Source organism: Pseudoalteromonas sp. ND6B, from assembly GCF_000764215.1.
GTDB lineage: Bacteria > Pseudomonadota > Gammaproteobacteria > Enterobacterales > Alteromonadaceae > Pseudoalteromonas > Pseudoalteromonas tetraodonis.
In genome coordinates, this window is the sequence record NZ_JQFL01000021.1 from 118,484 (window position 1) to 136,492 (window position 18,009).

Below are 18,009 nucleotides of genomic sequence, written 5' to 3' on the forward strand. Positions count from 1 at the left end.
TATGAAAAATTACGCATTAGAAAACGAGTTAATTAATCAGTTAAAAAATAGCTTAATTGCATCATGTCAGCCTGTAGATAATGGCCCAATGGATAAACCTGAACATATTGTTGCTATGGCATTAGCAACACTTTCAGGAGGTGCAAAAGCATTGAGAATAGAAGGGGTAGAGAATGTACGTGCGGTGGCAAAAGTAGTACATGTTCCGATTGTTGGTATTGTAAAGCGTGATCTTGATGATACTGAAATTCGAATTACACCTTATGTTGAAGATGTAATTGCACTTGCGCAAGCTGGCGCCACCATTATTGCTTTTGACGGTACAGACAGACCGCGACCAGTGGATAGATTAACGTTATTAGCTGAAATTCATAACCAAGGCTGTATTGCGATGGCTGACTGCGCCGATTTTACTGACGGTAAACTGCTGCATGAGGCTGGCTGCACCTTTATTGGAAGCACCCTCTCGGGGTATTTAAATTTAGCACAAACACCCGATGAGCCAGACTATCAGCTCGTCACTGAGTTGGTCAGTGCGGGTGTGAATGTTATTGCTGAAGGGCGATATAACTCACCAGAACGTGCAGCAAACGCTATAGCCCTGGGTGCACTGTGTGTGACTGTTGGCTCAGCAATTACCCGTGTAGAACATATCACCAGTTGGTTTGTAAACAGTATCAACAATGCTCAGGGCGATGCTTAAACATGGATATTGCAATTGATATTGGCGGCACCAAAATAGCATGTGCCCTTATTGATAATGACCAAATTGTCGACGCTATAAAAGTAGACTCTATCATTCATACAAATATTGATGATTTAGCACCCTATGTATATGCACAAATTAAACATTGGGTGGTACAAGCACGCTCAATCAATATTGCCTGTACTGGCCAAGTGAGTCCTGATGCTGTTAATTTTTTATCAGTGCGTCGACAATTACCATTACAGGCTCAGTTTCGCAGTTTAACGGGTCTGCCTGTCACCATTATTAATGATGCCTCTGCAGCTGCTTGGGCAGAGTACGTATTAAATGAGCAACTGAATAATAAAAACTTTATTTATATCACCGTCTCAACAGGTGTTGGGGCAGGTATTGTTTTTAACAACGATATAATAACCTGCGCCGATGGGTTTTGCGCCCATTTGGGTCACACCACAGTTAAACCCCTATCAAATCGACACTACGCTTGCCATTGTGGCCGAGAGAACTGTGTGGAAGCGATTGCCTCTGGTACTGCTATTGCCAAATATGCAAGCCAAGCATTAGGCAAAACGCTCAGCGCAAAAGATGTATTTACAGACTACGCTGAGCACCCAGATATTATGCCTATTATTAACAATGCCGCTGCAGCCGTGGCCGAACTTATATTTAATATGAAAGCTACTTTTGGTAATAACAACGTTGTTATTGGGGGCAGTGTCGGCTTAGCACCATTATTTTTTAACAAGGTGGCTGCAAAAATTCAACACGCACCCGAGATTTATCAAGTCAATTTATTAGCACCTAAATCGGGAGCCAATGCCGATGTTATTGGTGTTCATCACTATGCTAAAAAACAATTAAGCGAGAACTAAAATGCAAGTACTTATATTTGATGATAAAGCCGCTGTTGCCAACAATGCCGCTGAGCTTATTAAAAAGTTAATCAATACTAAACCTAATGCCAATCTAGGACTTGCAACTGGTAGTACGCCTGTTGATTTATATAAACAGCTAATAGTAAAGCATAAAAACAAAGAGGTTTATTTTAGCCAAGTCAGCACCTTTAATTTAGACGAGTATTACGACATTGATGAAAATAGCATCAATAGCTACCGTTACTTTATGAATGAACAGTTGTTTAATCATATAGATATCGACCCAAAAAACACCTTTTTACCCACCTGTAATCGTCATCAAGATCCAAGACAACAAGGGACGGTGTTTGAAAAAAAAATCACAGAGCTGGGCGGAATTGACCTGCAATTACTCGGTATTGGTGGCAATGGGCATATTGGCTTTAACGAACCTTCATCCAGCTTTGCTTCGCGTACTCGAATTAAATCTTTAGCAAAACAAACAATACAAGATAACAGCCGACTTTTTACACCCCAAGAACCGCAACCACATATGGCAATGACCATGGGAATTGCGACCATCATGGAAGCAAAATACGTGTTATTAATTGCCACCGGTAAAAATAAAGCACAAGCAATACAAGATATGGTAAACGGTCCATTATCAGCCAGCTGCCCAGCATCTATATTACAAATGCACCAAAATGCCATAATAATCGTCGATAATGAGGCTGCCAGCTTGCTAGAGAATAAAGAATACTTTACGTGGGTGAGTCAACAAAATCAGAGGATTAACGACTCTTATGGCTATTTTCTCAACTTATAAACTAAGAAAGTTTGATGTACTGTCCATAACTTAATACACCAAACGATGCCCTTAACCCATCAATCTCACATACTTTTCCGCCAGTTCATCTAAGCTCTCACGATGATTAGGATCGGGCTTTATACAATCAATGGGGCATACGCTCACGCACGTTGGCTTGTCGTAATGACCCACACATTCGGTGCATTTTGCAGGATCTATTTGATAAATTTTAGCGCCCATATAAATGGCTTCATTTGGGCACTCTGGATCGCACATATCACAGTTAATGCATTTGCTGTTTATTAATAAAGCCATGATTAAACTCTCTATTATAAAACAGCATGCTTAAACGGATTGCGGGTGTCTTGGTTTTCATCCAAGTTGCGCATCAGTATAGCGTGCTCTAAATCGATAGTGTCAGGCAGTGGAATTTTTACGATATGGCCTGAGCCTTTAGCATCAGTAATGCTTTCGCCTTTTTTATTTTCCATACTTTCTAGGGGAAAACTAATATTGCCTTTCGGCGTCATTAGCTCTAATGAATGACCAACACAAAACTTATTTTTTACATCTATTTCAACCAAACCATTAGCATTACGCCCTAATACCTCACCCACAAATTGCTGCTTGGTAGATACAGAGTGACCGTATTCGTAATTTTGATAATCTTGATGGGCGTGGCGTTTTAAAAAACCTTCGGTATAACCGCGGTGTGCAAGGTTCTCAAGAGTTTTAAATAAATCAGCATCGAATGGTTTACCTGCAACCGCATCGTCAATCGCTTTACGGTATACTTGTGCGGTACGCGCAACATAATAAAATGACTTAGTACGCCCTTCTATTTTTAGACTATGCACCCCCATTTTTGTTAGCTGCTCTACGTATTGCACGGCGCGTAAGTCTTTTGAGTTCATGATATAAGTGCCGTGCTCGTCTTCAAATGCAGGCATATATTCACCCGGGCGACCTTGCTCTTCTAGCATAAATACATCGTTACTTGGTGCGCCTTCACCTAACGTAGGTATAACCGTTTTAGGGTCAATTTTATGTACCATTTCACCGGTTTCGTTTTCTGTACCAGGTTTAACATCATACTCCCAACGACATGCATTGGTGCAGGTGCCTTGGTTGGGATCGCGTTTATTAATATAGCCTGAGAGTAAACAACGCCCTGAATAAGCCATACACAGTGCGCCATGCACAAATACTTCTAGTTCTGTTTCTGGGCACAGAGCACGAATTTCGCTGATTTCTTCAAGCGATAGCTCGCGAGACAAAATTACCCGCTCAATACCTTGTTTTGCCCAAAACTGTACGCTTGCGTAGTTCACTGCATTGGCTTGAACCGACAAATGAATTGGCATATCAGGCCATTTTTCACGTACTAGCATAATTAACCCAGGATCTGACATGATCAATGCATCCGGTTTCATAGCAATCACCGGCTCTATATCACGTAAATACGACTTAACTTTTGCGTTATGCGGGGCAATATTCGACACTACATAAAACTTTTTATTCAGCGCATGTGCTTCGTTAATCCCTATTTGTAATGTATCTAAATCAAATTCGTTATTGCGCACTCTTAAACTGTAACGCGGTTGGCCGGCATAAACCGCGTCGGCACCATAGGCAAAGGCATAACGCATGTTTTTTAAGCTGCCTGCGGGGCAAAGTAATTCAGGTACAAATAAGGTTGAAGAAGAAACAGCTGACATGTGCGCTCCATACATCGAACCGGGTTCAAGCCGGTTGCATGAATAATTAAGGGAAATAAAGCGCGCAAGTATAATGAGATGGCAAAAGAGAAACCTTGATCAAGATCATCAAAATTTCTCTTCTGCGCTAATAAATAAAGAGCTGTAAATTTAAGTTATTTTTTACTGCTTAATTGGTTCGAGAATTGACTAACGGCATCAACAACTTGTTGCGCGCCTTTTTTAATATCACTCATTACATCACCAGATTCTTTGGAGAGCGCTAGACCTTGTTGCGCTTTATTTTTACCTTGCTCAATTACTGCAACGGTTGATTGAGTTAAATTTTGGTTTTGCTGTACAACATCCACTATTTCTTCGGTAGCTTTACTGGTTCTGGAGGCAAGTAAACGCACTTCATCAGCCACCACCGCAAATCCACGGCCTTGCTCGCCTGCACGCGCGGCCTCAATAGCCGCGTTAAGTGCCAATAAATTAGTTTGATCAGCAATACTGCTAATGCTCTGCACTATGCTCGCAATGAGTTGCGACTGTTTATCTAATGCTGAAATTTCTTGAGCAGCTTGCTCCATTTGCACCGACAGTTCGTTCATAACCTGAACTGTTTTTTGTACCACTTCAGCACCTTTATCCGCGTTATTATCAGTTTCGATAGAAGTGCCATGCGCAATACTCGCCGCTTGCTCTGTAGCCAGTTCTCTTTCTACTTGGTCAGTGATCACTGTGGCAAATTTAACTACTTTATAGAGCTCATTTGCTTCATTAAAAATCGGATTATATGAAGCCTCTAACCAAACTACATGGCCGTGTTTATCAATACGTTTGAACCTACTCGCAATAAACTCACCATTACGCAAACGTTGCCAGAAGGCCTGATACTCTTTACTACTCGCTTCTTGTTCGTCACAAAACATACCATGATGCTTGCCCACCACGTCTTGCTTTGAATAACTCATACTTTTTAAAAAGTTGTCATTAACACGTAACACCATACCTTGAGTATCAAACTCAATAACCGCTGTTGAACGATGCAATGCTTTGATTAAATCTTCGTTTTCTCTTGAACTCTCAATTATTTGTGTAAGCACAGTGCAATGCAGGGTTAAATACTCAAGCTGACCTTGCTCGTTTTTTATAGGATGTAAAATGCAGCGTAACCAATCTCGTTGTCCGTTTGGGTGGGATACTTGGATAGCGCCGGCAAAATGTTCTACTTTACTTAGCGCTTTTTGAAAGGCATGAAAATCCGCGTTATTTCTAGCATTTTCAGGTATGAAGTCTAAAATATTTTTATTAATTATTTTGTTATTTGAGTAGTTAAACTCTCGCTCAAAATTTTTATTTTGTCTTAAAATAGCACCTTGCTTATCAAGCTCTAACACCAGCATTTCACTGTCTAAGCTTTGCTTAACCTGCTCCCTTACAGAGAGCTTACTTTGTAAATCAGCGATTTGATTTTTTAAAGATTGGTTAAAAAACATATTGTTACCTTAGTGTTTAAATGTATCGGCATGCATATTGAGTCTATAAAAAGTGTACTATGAATAAAAAGTCTCACCACTTAAACAAAAGTATAGCTCATGTTTATAAACACATAGTAAACGTAAAAACATTGTTTTTAGTTCATAAATCGGGGTTAGCAAATTAAAAAAAGCAAGCAAGGTAGAATAAATTAGGTTTTTTTGACTAAAACGCGTATAATTCGCGCCCGTTAATATTCAACCTTTTATTTAAATTATTGGAGCACAAAGATGGCTTTAGAGCGTACTTTTTCAATCGTAAAACCTGATGCAGTTGCTAAAAACCACATCGGCGCAATCTACAACCGTTTCGAAACTGCAGGTCTTAAAATCGTTGCAGCTAAAATGGTTCACCTTTCACAAGAGAAAGCTGAAGGTTTCTACGCTGAGCACAGCGAGCGTCCTTTCTTTGGTGCTTTAGTATCTTTCATGACTTCTGGCCCAGTAATGGTTACCGTTCTTGAAGGCGAAAACGCTGTTCTTAAAAACCGTGAAATCATGGGTGCTACTAACCCAGCTGAAGCACTAGCGGGTACTTTACGTGCAGACTACGCTGATAGCATCGACGAAAATGCGGTTCACGGTTCTGACGCTGTTGAATCTGCTGCTCGCGAAATCGCGTACTTCTTCGCTGACGAAGAACTTTGCCCACGTACTCGTTAATTCGAGTTCACAGCTAACCCTGTGATGCAAAGTATGAAAAGGGCTTTCGAGCCCTTTTTTAGTCATTACGTAAAGTATTAACCGTTTATTTATGATGTTTTACTTAATGATTATAGTGGATGAATTGTGTACAATTCGCCCTTGTAAATTTTTACCATCACCGCCACCGATTGAGGTTGTTACATGACCGAGCAAAAAAAGATTAACTTATTAGATTTAAACCGAGATGCAATGCGAGAGTTATTTGTATCATTCGGTGAAAAGCCATTTCGTGGCGATCAGGTGATGAAATGGATTTATCATTTTGGCGTAGATAATTTCGACGAAATGAGCAACGTAAACAAAAAGCTAAAAGAAAAGCTTAAAAATGAATGCGAAATTGTTGCACCTGAAATTTCAGTTCGCCAGCAAGCCAGCGACGGTACTATTAAATATGCATTAGTACTAGAAGGCGGCCAAGAAGTTGAAGCCGTATGGATCCCAGAAAAAGATCGCGCCACGTTATGTGTATCATCTCAAGTGGGCTGTGCCCTGGAATGTACTTTTTGCTCAACGGCACAACAAGGCTTTAACCGTAACTTAAAAGTATCTGAAATTATCGGCCAAGTATGGCGTGTAGCCAAAGACATTGGCCTTGATGGAAACAGTGAAAAACGCCCTGTCACTAACGTCGTTATGATGGGAATGGGCGAGCCGCTACTGAATGTTAAAAACGTCGTACCAGCGATGGAGCTGATGATGGACGACTGGGGCTTTGGTTTATCTAAGCGCCGCGTTACATTAAGTACCTCGGGTGTAGTACCTGCCCTTGATTTATTGAAAGAAAAAATCGACGTAGCACTGGCTATTTCACTTCACGCTCCTGATAACGCACTGCGTGATATTTTAGTACCGATCAATAAAAAATACCCAATTGAAGAATTTTTAGCGGCCTGTCGTCGTTACATTGACGGTTCAAAAGCCAATAAAGATGTCACCATTGAATACGTTATGCTTAATGGCGTAAACGACAGTACCGACCAAGCACATGAACTGGTTAAAACGCTAAAAGGTACGCCATCTAAGGTAAACCTCATTCCGTTTAACCCATTCCCAGGTAATGAGTATACGCGTTCAAGCAACAGCCGAATTGACCGTTTTTCAAAGGTATTACAAGCTGCGGGGATTACCTGTATTGTTCGTCGTACACGAGGGGACGACATTGACGCTGCCTGTGGTCAGTTAGCTGGCGATGTGGTTGATAGAACAAAACGTATGGCTAAAAAGAAAATGCGTGATGACAATGCAATTGCAGTAAATATTCACCAAGCCTAACTAAGTAACTCTGTGCCTTTGTGATAAATTGTTTATTTTTAAATAAATGATGCAACACAAAGGCTTTGAGGTAAGATAGAGGCTATGGAAATAAATAAAGAGACAAGGTAATGCGATCTTTACTTGCTTTAGCACTATCAACACTACTTTTAAGCGGTTGTGTGACTGAAAATAGTTACAACGGCAGTGACAAACCCGTCGTCGAAAATAAAATAAACAACGCAGGCGCAGCACGTACCCGCATTGCTTTGGCATTACAATATTTAAACACCGGTAATAATTCCCAAGCAAAATACAACCTTGAGCGTGCGAGCGAATATGCACCAAATCTTCCCGAAGTTCATTATTCTTTAGCCTATTACTACCAACAAGTTGGCGAAAATGCATTAGCCGACAAAGCCTATCAAAAAGCGTTGGCGATTAAGCCTGACGATCCGAACACCCTAAATAACTACGGTACGTTTTTATGTAGTATTGATGAGTATGATCGCGCGACCGATCAATTTTTAAAAGCGATTGAAATTCCTAGCTATATTCGTGTAGCACAAAGCTATGAAAATTTAGCCTTATGCGCCATTGAATTTAATGACTTTACCAATGCAGAAAGCTACTTTCAACAAGCGCTAAACCACAGCTCGCAACGCGCCTCTACATTAATAAGCTTAGCGGCTTTGTATTACGCCAAAAGTGACTTATATAAAGCCAGTACTTTAATAAAACGTTATGACGATACTGCACAGGTTTCTTCGCGAGCATTGTTACTCAGCTACTTGGTTAAACAACGCATGGGTAGAATAGAAGATGCTGAAAAAATTGCAGCTACCATTTTGCAAACGTACCCAAATAGTGTTCAAGCTAACGCCATTCGTGACAACCAATTAAGGCAAACAGAGTTTGAAGTGCTGCGAGAAAAGTACCGTCAAGCACAACTTGATGAATTGCAAGAAAGCAGTAATAACAATCAAATTATTGTGGAGCCAAAAATAAAAATTATTCGTAAAAAAAGCCCAACATCTGCTGTAAACTCTGATGATTCAGTAAAGTAAGCTGCATAAAATACAACAGAGACACAAATACCTTTTTAAATTAGTATAAATAAGAGTAAAAACGAGTGTATCGCTTGATATCGCTCGTTTTACTGTAAACCAATTTAGCATTTCAGTGTAATTCAATGCTAAACTGCTATATGTTAGGTGCATTAAAGGGCTTTAAAAATAAAAACAGCAAAAATTTTAAAAGGGCGATACTAACGTTTTTATAAAACCGCAGCTGATGATACCCTTTAAAAGCGTGCATTCTAGTAGCAAGAATAAACGAACACTAAAAAATAAAAACAAAGTCTTACTCTGGTTATTAAGCCAAAACATTAACTTTTACTCGTGGATCCAGACTCATACATATTATGAATGAAGATAATACACAACCGCAGAGCGACGAACCCTCTGTAGGACAAATACTAAAATCGCATAGAGAAAATGCAAATATCAGCATTGCTGAAATCGCCTCGCTATTAAAGCTAACAGAATCACAAGTTGAGCATATTGAAAGCGACGAGTATCATTTACTCGGTGCAAAAACGTTCGTTAAAGGCTATATAAAAAACTACTGCCGCACACTAAACATTGATAGCACAGCTATCTTAGCGATGCTGCCGGCTTTTAGCACATCAGATAAACCGGTCGATATGCAAAGCTTTTCAAGGCGCACAGAAAAAGAAGCCCATGACAGCCGACTTATGACCGTAAGTTACTTAATTTTAGCTATCGTTATTGGTTCTTCTGCAGTGTGGTGGTGGCAAAATGCAATGCCTATTGATGAACAAACTAAAACTATTAATGCTAATAACTCGCTCATAACTCAACAACAAGAAAACACCAAGCTGTTAGCTGAAGCCGCCGACGAGGCACTATTAAATGACATTGAATCTACAGAAGAAGTAGATTCTGCATTACAAAATGAACAACAAACAATTCAAGCTGCGCCAGTTAATAATGCACAGAGCACCAGTGAGCCAAAAAACAGTGATTTAAGCACCATTTTTATGATGTTTAACGATGAGAGCTGGGTAGAAATTCACGATGCCAATGATGAAAAAATTGCTTTTGGTGTAAAAAAAGCAGGCTACGAAATGACCCTAACCGGAGTAGCGCCTTTTTCAGTGGTATTAGGCAAGCATGATGTTGTTCGTATTACCCTAAATGGTGAGCCAGTTGATATTTCGGCCTTTCCTAAAAACCGTTTAGCTAAATTTAAATTACCCTTAGCAGAGTAGTCGCTATGTTTTCAGAATCTCCTATAAAACGCAGAAAATCCACACGCATAAATGTGGGTAATGTTCCTATTGGTGATGGTGCACCTATTGCCGTGCAGTCGATGACCAACACAGATACGATGGACGTTGATGCCACTGTAGCCCAAATTCAAGCTATTCAAGATGCCGGTGCAGATATTGTTCGCGTGTCAGTACCGACCATGGATGCCGCTGAGGCATTTAAAAGTATTAAAGAGCAAGTGTCGATACCCCTTGTCGCCGATATCCACTTTGACTATCGCATTGCATTAAAAGTAGCAAAATACGGTGTTGATTGTTTGCGTATCAACCCAGGCAACATTGGCAGTGAAGAGCGTATTAGAGCGGTAGTTGATTCAGCGCGTGAGCATAATATTCCTATTCGAATAGGGGTAAATGGCGGTTCACTTGAGCGCGATCTACAAGAAAAATACGGCGAACCCACTCCAGAAGCCCTATTAGAATCGGCTATGCGCCACGTAGATATATTACGCCGCTTAGACTTTGATCAATTTAAAATTTCAGTAAAAGCATCAGACGTATTTTTAGCGGTAGGCGCGTATCGCTTGCTCGCTAAAGAAATCGACCAACCACTGCATTTAGGAATAACTGAAGCTGGCGGCATGCGCTCTGGCTCTGTTAAATCGGCCGTTGGTTTAGGGATGTTATTAGCAGAAGGCATTGGTGATACGCTGCGCGTATCTCTCGCTGCAGACCCAGTACAAGAAATAAAAGTTGGCTTTGATATATTAAAATCACTGCGTATTCGCTCGCGCGGGATTAACTTTATTGCTTGCCCAAGCTGTTCACGCCAAGAGTTTGATGTGGTGAGCACCATGAACCAACTTGAAGAACGTTTAGAAGACATTATTGAACCGGTTTCAGTGTCTGTAATTGGCTGTGTTGTTAACGGCCCAGGCGAAGCGCTAGTCAGTGATATTGGCCTTGCCGGTGCAAACCGTCGCTCAGGCTTATACATAAATGGCGAACGCCAAAAAGCCCGTATTGATAACAATAATATTGTTGATCAGCTCGAAGGCTATGTGCGCGATTTTATCGAGCAAAAGCAGCAACAAACACCAATCGATATAAAAATCGTAGAGTGATTTAAACGCCAGCAATATGCATTCAATTGACTTTTTTAGTAGCGGCATTCACAGCGCAGTACAAATTACATACACACCGCTATACTCGCAATTACCTTGTAGTTAGGGTTATAATGCGCGGTCGATTTTTTTAGTTTTACGTGGTTGCAGTCTAAGACTGCACATAAACAGATTTAGGATTTATCAGTGGCAAAACAAATTCAGGCAGTTCGCGGTATGAACGATTGCCTGCCAGGCGATACGCAAGTTTGGCAGAAAGTAGAGCACATTTTACGCGAGACCGTATCATCGTTTGGTTATCAAGAAATTCGTTTTCCAATTGTAGAATCAACCGACCTATTTAAACGCTCTATTGGTGAAGTAACCGATATTGTAGAAAAAGAAATGTACACCTTTGCCGATCGTAACGGTGATAATTTAACTCTGCGCCCTGAGGGTACCGCGGTGTGTGTACGTGCAGGTAACGAAAATGGCCTGTTATACAATCAAGAACAACGCCTTTGGTACATGGGCCCTATGTTTCGCCATGAACGCCCACAAAAAGGTCGTTACCGTCAATTTCACCAATTTGGTTTAGAAACCTTTGGTATTGCCAGCGCCGATATAGACGCTGAAGTTATATTACTCACGGCGCAACTTTGGGAAGCATTTGGCATAAGCGATCATGTACGCTTAGAGCTTAACTCATTAGGCTCAAATGAAGCTCGCGCGCAGTACCGTGATGCCTTAATTGCCTTCTTAGAACAACATACCGATGTACTAGATGAAGACTCTAAGCGTCGTATGTACTCTAACCCGCTGCGCGTTTTGGATACTAAAAACCCAGATATACAGGCAATATTAGTGGATGCGCCAAAATTATCTGAACATTTAGATACTGAATCAAAAGAACATTTTGAAAATTTATGTGAACGATTAGATGCCGCAGGCGTCAAATACACGGTTAATGAAAAGCTAGTTCGTGGCTTAGATTATTACAACCGTACTGTATTTGAATGGGTAACCGATAGCTTAGGTGCACAGGGTACAGTATGTGCCGGTGGTCGTTATGATGGCTTAGTTGAGCAATTAGGCGGTAAATCAACCCCAGCAGTTGGTTTTGCGATGGGATTAGAGCGCCTAGTTTTATTGCTTCAAGCACTTGAATGTGTAGGTGACATACGCCGTAGTGCTGATGTATATTTAGCAGCCATGGGCGACAAAGCCAGCATTCAAGCGCCTATTATTGCATCTACGTTACGTCGTGACGTACCTGGATTACGCGTTATGGTGCATGCTGGCGGTGGTAACTTTAAAAAACAATTAAAACGTGCTGATAAAAGCGATGCATTAGTCGCGGTTATTATCGGTGAAGATGAATTAGAGCAAGGCGTTGTGACCATAAAGTATTTACGTGAGCGTAAAGAACAAGTCACATTAGAACTAGAACAAGCTAAAGCGCTACTTGCAGAACTAATTAATAGTTAAAATTACATAAAGCGCAGCGAGTAAAGCGCTTTAATAGAGGTAAGCATGGAAATTTATTCAACTGAAGAACAACAAGCAGAAGCGATTAAACGCTTTTTTCGTGAAAACGGCCTATCACTTGCTTTAGGTGTAATTGTTGGCTTAGGTGGTTTGTACGGTTGGAAGGCCTACAACCAAAACCAAATAACAACAGCAGAGCAAGCATCTGATGCTTACACTAAGCTTGTTGAAAGTGATGACGTATTAGCCTCTGCTGATGCCTTCATCAGTGAAAATAAAGACACTCAGTACGCAACTTTAGCGGCATTTGTTGCTGCAAAAGAAGCGGTAGATGCACAAAAATTAGATGTAGCGAATGAAAAGCTAAGCTGGATTGTATCAAATGTCGATAACGCGCAGCTAAAAGCCATTGCCACTACTCGTTTAGCGCGTGTGCAAATTGCTCAACAACAATACGATGATGCATTAACTACATTAAATTCACCATTGCCAGAGGCATTTAATGCAAATGTTGCTGAGTTAAAAGGCGATATTTACACTCAGCAAGGCAATAAAGAACAAGCACGCGTAGCCTACCAAGCTGCGGTTGATGCCGGTGGATTAACCAGCAATCCTCTATTACAAATTAAGTTAGATGACCTAGCAGTAACTAGCCCAGCGGCATAAGGTTTTAGGCATGAGAAAAATAACAACAGCAACGCTCGCCCTTTGTATGGCAACACTTATGGGCTGTTCATCAAGTGATGATGAAGAAGAACTGGTACTTCCTGAAATAGCCAATCAGTTTGAAACAGAAGTTGTTTGGCAAGAATCAATAGGTAGCGGTGTAGAGCATTACTTCTCACGCCTATCACCAGCTGTTTATAAAGATACTGTCTATGTAGCGAGTCGCGAAGGCCAAGTAGAAGCGTTATCACTTGCCAATGGTGATACGCTTTGGGAAACCGATGTTCGTCATGATTTATCGTTTTGGCCTTGGAGCGATAACGATAGTGCAAAATTATCAGGCGGAATATTACAAGCTTATGGTAAAATCTATTTAGGTTCAGAACATGGCTATGTCATTGCCCTTGATCGTGAGACAGGTAAAGAGGTATGGCGTAAAAAAGTGCCCGGCGAATCACTGTCTAAACCTGCTGCAGGCGATGGTTTAGTGTTTGTTAATTTAGCATCAGGTAAGTTACTGGCCCTGCATCCTGATACGGGTGAAGAGCGCTGGAGTTTTGAGCAAGAAGTGCCAGCACTTACCTTACGCGGTCAAAGTTCACCAACCGTCGCTAATGGTGGTGTGTTGGTTGGCCTTGAAACAGGTAAGCTCAGTGTTTTAATTTCTGAGAGCGGCTACTCAGCGTGGAGCGCAGAAATTGCAGTAGCAAAAGGCGCATCAGAGTTTGAGCGTTTAGTTGATGTTGATACACAACCACTTATTAGTGGCCCGTTTGCTTATGCGATTGCATACAATGGGAACTTATCAGCAGTTGATATTCGTTCTGGTAATGTTGTATGGAAACGTGAATACAGCAGCTACCGTGAAATTGCCATGGATTTGCAAACAATTTACGTTGTTGATAGTAACGGCGTTGTTTATGCACTTGATAAAGATTCAGGCATTGAACGTTGGAGCCAACCCGCTCTTCGTGGCTGGTACTTAACAGGCCCAGCGGTTGCCGGTAATTATTTAGCGTTAGGTGACCAAGAAGGCAATTTGCATTGGTTAAATAAAGACACTGGCGAGCTAGTATCTCGTGAAGACTTTGACAGCTCAGGTTTTTTTGTTGAGCCTGTTGTTGCTGACGATAAGTTGATTTTATACACCCGTGATGGTGAAGTTAGCGCGGTAAAAATACCGAACTAACTGTCTACTATTAGTGTAAGGCACTAATAGTTAATTATTTTTTGTAAGGCTTCGCACTGCGAAGCCTTTTGTTGTTTTTTAAAGAGGTAGTTTATGCTTCCCGTGATCGCTCTTGTAGGGCGACCCAATGTGGGCAAATCCACATTATTTAACCGTTTAACACGTACTCGTGATGCACTCGTTGCCGACTTTCCTGGCTTAACGCGTGATAGAAAATATGGCCAAGCAAATTACGACGGCTTTGAATTTATCGTGGTAGATACGGGTGGTATTGATGGCTCAGAAGAAGGTATCGAAACCGAAATGGCTGATCAGTCATTACTAGCCATTGAAGAAGCGGATATTGTTTTATTTTTAGTTGATGCCCGCGTGGGTATGACAGTGGCTGACCAAGCTATTGCTAACCACCTACGTAAGCAAGAGAAAAAGTGCTTTGTGGTAGCCAATAAAACAGACGGCATTGATGCTGACTCGAACTGTGCTGAGTTTTATCAACTTTCACTTGGTGAAGTTCATCATATCGCTGCCGCTCATGGTCGTGGTATTACTTTACTGCTTGAGCAAACACTTCAGCCAGTTATTGCTGAACTTGCCGCACTTGATGAAGATGTAGCCGATGACGATGAAGAACTTATCGACTTATATCAAGAAGGTGAAGAAGATGACACCGATCACCAAGCGTTTGCCGACAAGCCGGTAAAGCTGGCTATTATTGGTCGTCCTAACGTTGGTAAGTCAACCCTTACTAACCGTATACTGGGTGAAGATCGCGTTATTGTATACGATATGCCAGGTACAACGCGCGACTCTATCTATATTCCGATGACCCGTAATGATAAAGAATATATTCTTATCGATACAGCCGGTGTGCGTAAACGCAAAAAAGTAAGTGACGTGGTTGAGAAGTTCTCAGTCATTAAAACACTACAAGCAATCGAAGATTGTAACGTTGTGCTATTAGTGGTTGATGCCCGCGATGGTATTTCAGATCAAGATTTAAGCTTATTAGGCTTTGCCCTTAACTCAGGGCGCTCATTGGTTATTGCCGTGAACAAGTGGGATGGCCTAGATAACTACGTTAAAGATCGTATTAAAACTGAGCTTGATCGTCGCTTAGGCTTTATTGATTTTGCCCGCTTGCACTTTATCTCTGCGCTACATGGTACGGGTGTTGGTCATTTATTTGAATCAGTTGACGAAGCGTATGAGTCGGCAACTAAACGTATAAGCACCGCTATGTTACGTCGTATCATGGATATGGCACAAGCAGATCACCAGCCACCGCTTGTTCGCGGTCGTCGTGTTAAGCTTAAATATGCGCATGCTGGAGGTTATAACCCACCGCGTATCGTCATTCATGGTAACCAAGTTCATGATTTACCTGATAGCTACAAACGCTACCTAATGAACTACTACCGTAAAGCACTTAAGATTATGGGCACCCCAATCAAAATTGAATTTAGAGAAGGCGATAACCCATTTGCAGGGCGTACTAATAAAGTAACGTTGTCGCAAAAACGTAAAATTCGCGCGTTTAGTAAAGAAAACCGCAATAAATCGTAATGGCTTTAATTTAGTCAATTGAAAAAAACGGCGTACTTTATAGGACGCCGTTTTTTATAAGTTTAATTAAATTAATAACTTATTTAAATGGCTAAATAATCATTTTTTAAATTGCTGTTACTATTTAAAATGTAGTACCCACCGATAAACCAAGTTGCCATGAATCAACGGCTTCGTAGCTGCCAATAGGTTTGCTTAAATCTATGTGGATCACATTATCGTTGCTTGAGCGAGACGCATAAAGACGAATACCTAAACCTACACTAGAGAGTATACTGTCTGACACGTTGGGATTTTGCACCTCACCATAGGCACGCCCTACATCAACAAAACCTACAAACCCTAAATCAACAAGTTGATACAAGTTTATATCAGGGTACATACGAATTTCAGCTGTGGCTTGGATGCTCTGAGTACCATGCTGGTAGCTTTCTGAAAAGCCACGCATTCCCTCTTCTCCGCCCACCGCTAACGGTTGCTCTGCAAATTCAGTATTTTGCCATTGCGCATTTATATGGCCATAAAATGTAAATAACCTAGACCAATGATGATTAAGCTGACCTTTTGAATACACTGAGATCCGATCCTCAAGTTCAGTGCCTATTGTTGTATTGATCCCACTACTAAACCTAAATAAAGTTGAAGATTTAGTAAACCACGCCTTATTTATACTACTTTGAAAAATAAACCCTTCACCTGCTTGTATAGCATCGAGGCCAAATTTAGCATTAAATTCCCAGCCCAAATTAATATCTTCACTGTGATTAATTAAATCAATATCATGCAATACAGCATAGTTATCTTGAACCCAATGCATAGCTAGCCACGGTGTGGCAATAGTGTAATCATTTAAGTTTTTGGGTAATGTATCGTTATCAACTTGCTCGTAACGAGTGTCTTGATAGTCGATACCAGCTAACCAATGTAACGTATCATACTTATTTTGACTCCATACACCGCCGAGGGCGAGCTGGCCTTGCGTTTCGTCTGTCCGAAATACTGAGTGAGTAATGCCATTTTGATAAATTGAAGTGTTTTGTTGCTGAGTTTTTGCGTAATAGCGCCTTAATGAGTCACCATTACGCTGATAAAAAGGCTGGTGATAATCAAAATTAAAAATTTGGCCATCATCATAATCATCCGCCTGTAACGTTAAAGTAGCATGTGGTTGCCAAGGCACAGGCATTTCAATCACACTGTGATAACCTGTGCGTTCATGATCTGTTTTATATTTTACTGAAGCACGAACACCATAGCCTAAAAAGTTTTCCTCCTTAAAGCCCAAACTAAACTTATTATTCCCGCTACTACGACCAAAATTAACAGTGGGTAATAAACTCCAGGTATCCCAAGTTTGCACCGTGATCGCTTGACCATCTTGCGGATCACAGTCTAAATCGGTAAAAATTTTTGCATCTCTAATATACTTTTTACCGCGTAAAACCCGCTCAGCCTCTTTTATGTCAGTTTCATTTATGCGATCACCTTCTTTAAAAGTAAGCTGCTCGGCAATAACTTTTTTTCGCGTATCTATATGTAACCAATTTATAAAACGATGAAAAACCGTCGTCTCAGGATTATCAGGATCAAAAATTGAATTATTTTGTATAGTAATTTTTTTAAGCTCTGCATCAGGCTCATTACTAGAAAGAGGTTGTTTCACTTTTTTTATTTCACAAACAACACCTAAATCGAGCGCATTATTATTTTGTGCAGATGCACAAAAACAAAAAAGTAGACAGCTGGCTAACGTTAGTCTTTTCATAAACACCCGTGCTTTTTAAGGTGATCAAGCCGGATAGCCGAGCACCGTATTTTATCCTTGCACTTATCCTAGAAGGTAAAACTTAAGAAACTCTTAACATTAATTTAAATCTTAGTTAACCCTACTACTTACTGTACTGCGTTAACTCAAAATATAATCTCTTGATCCAGCTATAAAAGTGAGGTTAATTATAATACTCTAAAGTTAACACTGTTGATTAGGGTATGTTGACCTCTCAGGATTGAAATGTGTTCAATACAAGGGCGACTTAATCGCGCCATGAGGTTTGTAATCTAGTGGGCAAGTATAAATCGAGCAAAGCTTCCGCGTCCTGCTCACGCCCCGTACTTACATTCGTGTGAGCAACAAAGTGTAAATTG

15 protein-coding genes and 1 pseudogene are annotated in these 18,009 nt (G+C 40.7%); 12 read left to right on the forward strand and 4 right to left on the reverse strand.

The genetic code is table 11. The features are described 5' to 3' along the window. Position 1 precedes the first annotated feature (1 nt). Genes ND6B_RS13205 through nagB form a run of 3 tightly spaced genes read left to right on the forward strand, consistent with a single transcriptional unit; the run spans position 2 to position 2,386 of the window. Positions 2-703 carry an N-acetylmannosamine-6-phosphate 2-epimerase gene (locus tag ND6B_RS13205; protein ID WP_033103039.1) on the forward strand — a complete coding sequence of 234 codons (702 nt, stop codon included), beginning with the start codon at positions 2-4 and terminating at the stop codon, positions 701-703. A 2-nt stretch (positions 704-705) separates the two neighbouring features. After that, positions 706-1,578 carry an ROK family protein gene (locus ND6B_RS13200; RefSeq protein ID WP_033103000.1) on the forward strand — a complete coding sequence of 291 codons (873 nt, stop codon included), beginning with the start codon at positions 706-708 and terminating at the stop codon, positions 1,576-1,578. Between the two features lies 1 nt (position 1,579). After that, the gene (nagB, locus tag ND6B_RS13195) at positions 1,580-2,386 is read left to right on the forward strand and encodes a glucosamine-6-phosphate deaminase (RefSeq protein ID WP_028834265.1); all 807 of its coding nucleotides are present in this window, start codon (positions 1,580-1,582) and stop codon (positions 2,384-2,386) included. A gap of 51 nt (positions 2,387-2,437) precedes the next feature. Here nagB and ND6B_RS13190 read toward each other — a convergent pair whose 3' ends face one another. The 3 genes from ND6B_RS13190 to ND6B_RS13180 all read right to left on the reverse strand — a co-directional run bounded on the left by ND6B_RS13190 (position 2,438) and on the right by ND6B_RS13180 (position 5,567). Next, complete coding sequence (locus ND6B_RS13190) at positions 2,438-2,683, reverse strand: YfhL family 4Fe-4S dicluster ferredoxin (protein WP_028834266.1); 246 nt, start codon at positions 2,681-2,683, stop codon at positions 2,438-2,440. A gap of 14 nt (positions 2,684-2,697) precedes the next feature. After that, on the reverse strand, positions 2,698-4,086 hold the full coding sequence (gene trhP, locus ND6B_RS13185) for a prephenate-dependent tRNA uridine(34) hydroxylase TrhP (RefSeq protein WP_028834267.1): 1,389 nt from the start codon (positions 4,084-4,086) through the stop codon (positions 2,698-2,700). A gap of 155 nt (positions 4,087-4,241) precedes the next feature. Beyond that, on the reverse strand, positions 4,242-5,567 hold the full coding sequence (locus tag ND6B_RS13180; protein ID WP_033103001.1) for a methyl-accepting chemotaxis protein: 1,326 nt from the start codon (positions 5,565-5,567) through the stop codon (positions 4,242-4,244). 270 nt (positions 5,568-5,837) lie between these two features. Here ND6B_RS13180 and ndk point away from each other — a divergent pair, with 270 nt between their 5' ends. The 9 genes and pseudogenes from ndk (at position 5,838) to der (ending at position 15,864) form a co-directional block, all read left to right on the forward strand. After that, entirely contained in the window at positions 5,838-6,269 is a 432-nt protein-coding gene (gene ndk / locus ND6B_RS13175) for a nucleoside-diphosphate kinase (protein ID WP_008111339.1), read from the forward strand. 183 nt (positions 6,270-6,452) lie between these two features. Continuing rightward, positions 6,453-7,583 (forward strand): bifunctional tRNA (adenosine(37)-C2)-methyltransferase TrmG/ribosomal RNA large subunit methyltransferase RlmN, encoded by a 1,131-nt coding sequence (locus ND6B_RS13170; RefSeq protein WP_010389431.1) that lies wholly within the window; start codon positions 6,453-6,455, stop codon positions 7,581-7,583. Positions 7,584-7,693: 110 nt separating this feature from the next. Beyond that, positions 7,694-8,599, forward strand: a pseudogene (gene pilW / locus ND6B_RS13165) (type IV pilus biogenesis/stability protein PilW); the annotation flags it as partial. A gap of 386 nt (positions 8,600-8,985) precedes the next feature. Next, entirely contained in the window at positions 8,986-9,855 is an 870-nt protein-coding gene (locus tag ND6B_RS13160) for a RodZ domain-containing protein (protein ID WP_013462931.1), read from the forward strand. Between the two features lie 5 nt (positions 9,856-9,860). After that, complete coding sequence (gene ispG, locus ND6B_RS13155; RefSeq protein WP_013462930.1) at positions 9,861-10,979, forward strand: flavodoxin-dependent (E)-4-hydroxy-3-methylbut-2-enyl-diphosphate synthase; 1,119 nt, start codon at positions 9,861-9,863, stop codon at positions 10,977-10,979. 186 nt (positions 10,980-11,165) lie between these two features. After that, positions 11,166-12,446 carry a histidine--tRNA ligase gene (gene hisS, locus ND6B_RS13150; protein ID WP_033103002.1) on the forward strand — a complete coding sequence of 427 codons (1,281 nt, stop codon included), beginning with the start codon at positions 11,166-11,168 and terminating at the stop codon, positions 12,444-12,446. Positions 12,447-12,491: 45 nt separating this feature from the next. Beyond that, positions 12,492-13,112 (forward strand): YfgM family protein, encoded by a 621-nt coding sequence (locus ND6B_RS13145; protein WP_028834270.1) that lies wholly within the window; start codon positions 12,492-12,494, stop codon positions 13,110-13,112. Positions 13,113-13,122: 10 nt separating this feature from the next. Further along, positions 13,123-14,301: an outer membrane protein assembly factor BamB gene (gene bamB, locus ND6B_RS13140; RefSeq protein ID WP_028834271.1), complete on the forward strand. Its 1,179-nt coding sequence runs from the start codon at positions 13,123-13,125 to the stop codon at positions 14,299-14,301. A gap of 93 nt (positions 14,302-14,394) precedes the next feature. Next, entirely contained in the window at positions 14,395-15,864 is a 1,470-nt protein-coding gene (gene der, locus ND6B_RS13135; protein WP_010389444.1) for a ribosome biogenesis GTPase Der, read from the forward strand. A gap of 124 nt (positions 15,865-15,988) precedes the next feature. On the opposite strand, the gene ND6B_RS13130 is transcribed toward der, so the two are convergent. Beyond that, the gene (locus ND6B_RS13130) at positions 15,989-17,629 is read right to left on the reverse strand and encodes a hypothetical protein (RefSeq protein ID WP_051686688.1); all 1,641 of its coding nucleotides are present in this window, start codon (positions 17,627-17,629) and stop codon (positions 15,989-15,991) included. Positions 17,630-18,009: the final 380 nt, after the last annotated feature.

Bases quoted from the DNA above. Each gene is read 5' to 3' on its own strand.
- ND6B_RS13205 (WP_033103039.1), top strand. From the start codon at position 2: ATGAAAAATTACGCATTAGAAAACGAGTTAATTAATCAGTTAAAAAAT.
- ND6B_RS13200 (WP_033103000.1), top strand. From the start codon at position 706: ATGGATATTGCAATTGATATTGGCGGCACCAAAATAGCATGTGCCCTT.
- nagB (WP_028834265.1), top strand. From the start codon at position 1,580: ATGCAAGTACTTATATTTGATGATAAAGCCGCTGTTGCCAACAATGCC.
- ND6B_RS13190 (WP_028834266.1), bottom strand. From the start codon at position 2,683: ATGGCTTTATTAATAAACAGCAAATGCATTAACTGTGATATGTGCGAT.
- trhP (WP_028834267.1), bottom strand. From the start codon at position 4,086: ATGTCAGCTGTTTCTTCTTCAACCTTATTTGTACCTGAATTACTTTGC.
- ND6B_RS13180 (WP_033103001.1), bottom strand. From the start codon at position 5,567: ATGTTTTTTAACCAATCTTTAAAAAATCAAATCGCTGATTTACAAAGT.
- ndk (WP_008111339.1), top strand. From the start codon at position 5,838: ATGGCTTTAGAGCGTACTTTTTCAATCGTAAAACCTGATGCAGTTGCT.
- ND6B_RS13170 (WP_010389431.1), top strand. From the start codon at position 6,453: ATGACCGAGCAAAAAAAGATTAACTTATTAGATTTAAACCGAGATGCA.
- ND6B_RS13160 (WP_013462931.1), top strand. From the start codon at position 8,986: ATGAATGAAGATAATACACAACCGCAGAGCGACGAACCCTCTGTAGGA.
- ispG (WP_013462930.1), top strand. From the start codon at position 9,861: ATGTTTTCAGAATCTCCTATAAAACGCAGAAAATCCACACGCATAAAT.
- ND6B_RS13145 (WP_028834270.1), top strand. From the start codon at position 12,492: ATGGAAATTTATTCAACTGAAGAACAACAAGCAGAAGCGATTAAACGC.
- bamB (WP_028834271.1), top strand. From the start codon at position 13,123: ATGAGAAAAATAACAACAGCAACGCTCGCCCTTTGTATGGCAACACTT.
- der (WP_010389444.1), top strand. From the start codon at position 14,395: ATGCTTCCCGTGATCGCTCTTGTAGGGCGACCCAATGTGGGCAAATCC.
- ND6B_RS13130 (WP_051686688.1), bottom strand. From the start codon at position 17,629: ATGAAAAGACTAACGTTAGCCAGCTGTCTACTTTTTTGTTTTTGTGCA.